The organism is Mesorhizobium sp. P5_C1, from assembly GCF_054049815.1.
Window position 1 is genome coordinate 1 of sequence record NZ_JBFULQ010000544.1, and the last position, 3,592, is coordinate 3,592.

General features: G+C 61.2%; 4 protein-coding genes. All 4 read left to right on the forward strand.

Annotated elements, in window-relative coordinates; genetic code table 11:
- Positions 1-1,697, forward strand: a 1,697-nt coding sequence (gene ctaD, locus ACXJ7R_RS27560) for a cytochrome c oxidase subunit I (RefSeq protein WP_457154582.1), incomplete at its 5' end; no start/stop codon positions are given.
- A complete protein-coding gene (locus ACXJ7R_RS27565) occupies positions 1,694-2,398 on the forward strand; it encodes a cytochrome c oxidase subunit 3 (RefSeq protein WP_457154583.1) in 705 nt (234 codons plus the stop codon). The genes ctaD and ACXJ7R_RS27565, both read left to right, overlap by 4 nt.
- Positions 2,399-2,411: 13 nt before the next feature.
- A complete protein-coding gene (locus ACXJ7R_RS27570; RefSeq protein WP_457154584.1) occupies positions 2,412-3,131 on the forward strand; it encodes a heme-copper oxidase subunit III family protein in 720 nt (239 codons plus the stop codon).
- A gap of 9 nt (positions 3,132-3,140) precedes the next feature.
- Positions 3,141-3,542, forward strand: coding sequence for a cytochrome C oxidase subunit IV family protein (locus ACXJ7R_RS27575; RefSeq protein ID WP_457154585.1), 402 nt, complete (start codon positions 3,141-3,143; stop codon positions 3,540-3,542).
- Positions 3,543-3,592 lie beyond the last annotated feature (50 nt).

Sequence of the window (3,592 nt, forward strand, 5' to 3'; positions counted from 1 at the left end):
GTTGGTGGACGAAATACGTCTTCTCGCAGGACGCCAAGGTCATCGCCATCCAATATTCGGCGACAGCGACGGGGATAGGCCTGGTCGCCCTGGTGCTGTCCTGGCTGATGCGGCTGCAGCTCGGCTTCCCCGGTACGTTCGACTTCATCACTCCGGAAGCCTACTACCAGTTCATCACCATGCACGGCATGATCATGGTGATCTACCTGCTCACCGCCCTCTTCCTCGGCGGCTTTGGCAACTATCTGATCCCATTGATGGTCGGCGCGCGTGACATGGTCTTTCCCTATGTCAACATGCTGAGCTACTGGATCTACCTTCTCGCCGTGCTGGTTCTGGTGTCGAGCTTCTTTGCGCCAGGCGGACCGACTGGGGCCGGCTGGACGCTCTACCCGCCGCAGGCCATCATGAGCGGCACACCTGGCGGCCAGGACTGGGGCATCATCCTGATGCTGTCCTCGCTGATCCTGTTCATCATCGGCTTCACGATGGGCGGCCTGAACTATGTGGTGACTGTGCTGCAGGGCCGTACGCGCGGCATGACAATGATGCGCCTGCCGCTGACCGTCTGGGGCATCTTCACCGCGACCGTCATGGCCCTGCTCGCCTTTCCGGCGCTGTTCGTCGCCTGCGTGATGATGCTGCTCGACCGCGCCCTCGGCACCAGCTTCTTCATGCCGGCGATCTCCGAGATGGGCGAGCAACTGCAGCACAATGGCGGCAGCCCGATCCTGTTCCAGCACCTGTTCTGGTTCTTCGGCCATCCCGAGGTCTACATCGTGGCGCTGCCGGCGTTCGGCATCGTATCCGACCTGATCAGCACCCATGCACGCAAGAACATCTTCGGCTACCGGATGATGGTCTGGGCCATCGTCGGCATTGGCGCGCTGAGCTTCGTSGTCTGGGCGCACCACATGTACGTCAGCGGCATGGACCCCTATTTTGGCTTCTTCTTCGCCACCACGACGCTGATCATCGCCGTTCCGACCGCCATCAAGGTCTACAATTGGGTGCTGACCCTATGGAGGGGCGACATCCATCTCACCATACCCATGCTCTTTGCCCTGGCGTTCATCGTCACCTTTGTAAATGGCGGGCTGACCGGGTTGTTTCTCGGCAATGTCGTCGTCGATGTTCCGCTGTCCGACACGATGTTCGTCGTCGCCCATTTCCATATGGTCATGGGTGTCGCCCCGATCCTCGTGGTTTTTGGCGCGATCTACCATTGGTACCCGAAGGTCACCGGCCGGATGCTCGACGAGACGTTGGGCCGGTTCCATTTCTGGGTCACCTTCCTCGGCGCCTACCTGATTTTCTTCCCCATGCACTACCTCGGCCTGATGGGCGTGCCGCGGCGCTACGCTGAACTGACCGACATGACCATCATGACGGAGTCGGCCCACCACCTGAACTCGTTCATCAGCATCATGGCCTTCATCGTCGGCTTTGCCCAAATGGTGTTCCTGTTCAATCTGATCTGGAGCATCCGCCATGGCCGCGAGGCCGGCGGCAATCCGTGGCGGGCCACGACCCTCGAATGGCAGACGCCGCATACACCGCCGACGCACGGCAATTTCGGCAAGGACCTGCCGATCGTCTATCGCTGGCCCTATGACTACAGCGTACCGGGCGCCAAGGAGGATTTCATCCCGCAGAACATGCCGGGCACCTTCGGCCCCTCGAGGGAGCCGGCATGAGCGTCATCCTGGTCTTCCTGCTCGTCATTGCCGGGTTTGCCGGATGGTGGCTTTCGCACCAGCGGCTGACCGCCAAGCCATGGCTAGAACAAGGTCTGGCCGGCGATTTTGTCGGCCTCGACCGGTCGGCGCTGCCCACCGCCAAGATCGGCCTCGGCGTCTTCCTCGCCGTCGTCGGCTGCCTGTTTTCGCTGTTCACCAGCGCTTACTTCATGCGCATGGGCCTGTCGGACTGGCGGCCTCTGCCGCTGCCGCGCCTGCTCTGGCTGAACACGGGCGTGCTGGTCCTGAGCAGCATCGCGCTGCAATGCGCCGTGGTGGCGGCACGCAACGGTCAGATCGACATGGTCAGGCTCTGCCTTGCGACGGCCGGGCTCACGGCGCTTGCCTTCCTGATCGRACAGCTCATGGCATGGCGGCAGATGACCGACGACGGCTATCTGCTGAGCTCGAATCCGGCCAACAGCTTTTTCTACCTGATCACCGGCATGCATGGCCTGCACATACTGGGCGGGCTGGTGGGCCTGGGCAGAACAACTGTCGGCGCATGGAACGGAGCACGACCCGAGCGGCTTCGCCTCGGCGTCGAACTGTGCGCCATGTACTGGCATTTCCTGCTCTTCGTCTGGCTCGCCATCTTTGCCCTGCTGGCCGGCTGGGCCGCTACGTTCATCGACATTTGCCGACAGTTGCTGACCTGAAGGGATCAAGCGGATGGCAGAGACACTGACGCAGATCGGCAAGACGGAGCCGCGGCCCTCAGGCTGGCAAKGCATTGCCGCCGACTGGTCCTCGGATCAGCGTGCGTTCAAGAACGTGTCCTGGGGCAAGGCCATGATGTGGATCTTCCTGCTCAGCGACACCTTCATCTTCGGCTGCTTCCTGCTCTCCTACATGACCGCGCGTATGTCGACACGCGTGCCGTGGCCCAATCCGAGCGAAGTCTTTGCGCTTCGCATCGGCGGCTCGGATATCCCGCTTATCCTGATTGCCATCATGACCTTCGTGCTGATCTCAAGCAGCGGAACGATGGCCATGGCTGTCAATTTCGGCTATCGCCGCGACCGCCGCAAGACGGCAATCCTCATGCTTCTGACCGCGGCACTCGGCGCGACCTTTGTCGGCATGCAGGCCTTCGAATGGACCAAGCTGATCACTGAAGGGGTGCGGCCCTGGGGCAATCCCTGGGGCGCGGCACAATTCGGTTCGTCTTTCTTCATGATCACCGGTTTCCACGGCACTCATGTGACGATTGGGGTGATCTTCCTGATCATCGTGGCGCGAAAGGTCTGGCGCGGCGATTTCGACACCGGACGGCGCGGCTTCTTCACCAGCCGCACGGGCCGCTACGAGAACGTCGAGATCAYGGGGCTSTACTGGCACTTCGTCGAYCTSGTCTGGGTSTTCATCTTCGCATTCTTCTATCTTTGGTGAGAGGCAGACATGGCAGAAGCAACCGCAAACGGCCTCGGACAACACGCGCTGCATGCTGGTCATGCACATGAGGCGCCGGCGGCCGTCGCCCACGCCGACGAGCATCAGGAACATCCGATCAAGCTCTATCTGGTGGTCTGGGCATGGCTGTTCATCCTCAGCACCTGCTCCTACCTGGTCGATTATTTCGGCCTGCAGGGCTATCTCAGATGGTCGCTGATCCTGATTTTCATGATCCTCAAGGCAGGGCTGATCGTGGCCGTCTTCATGCACATGGCCTGGGAGCGGCTGGCGCTGGCCTACGCGATCATCCTGCCGCCGATACTGGTGCTGGTGTTCACGACAATGATGGTCTTCGAAGCCGACTACACCCTTTTCAACAGGCTGGCGTTTTTCGGATCCGGGCACTGACGCGCAAACCCGTGCTTCGCGAACTCCGGCAAGGAGGCCAAGATGACGAT

Excerpts from the sequence above, each read along its gene's own strand:
- ACXJ7R_RS27575 (WP_457154585.1), top strand. The coding sequence starts at position 3,141 with ATGGCAGAAGCAACCGCAAACGGCCTCGGACAACACGCGCTGCATGCT.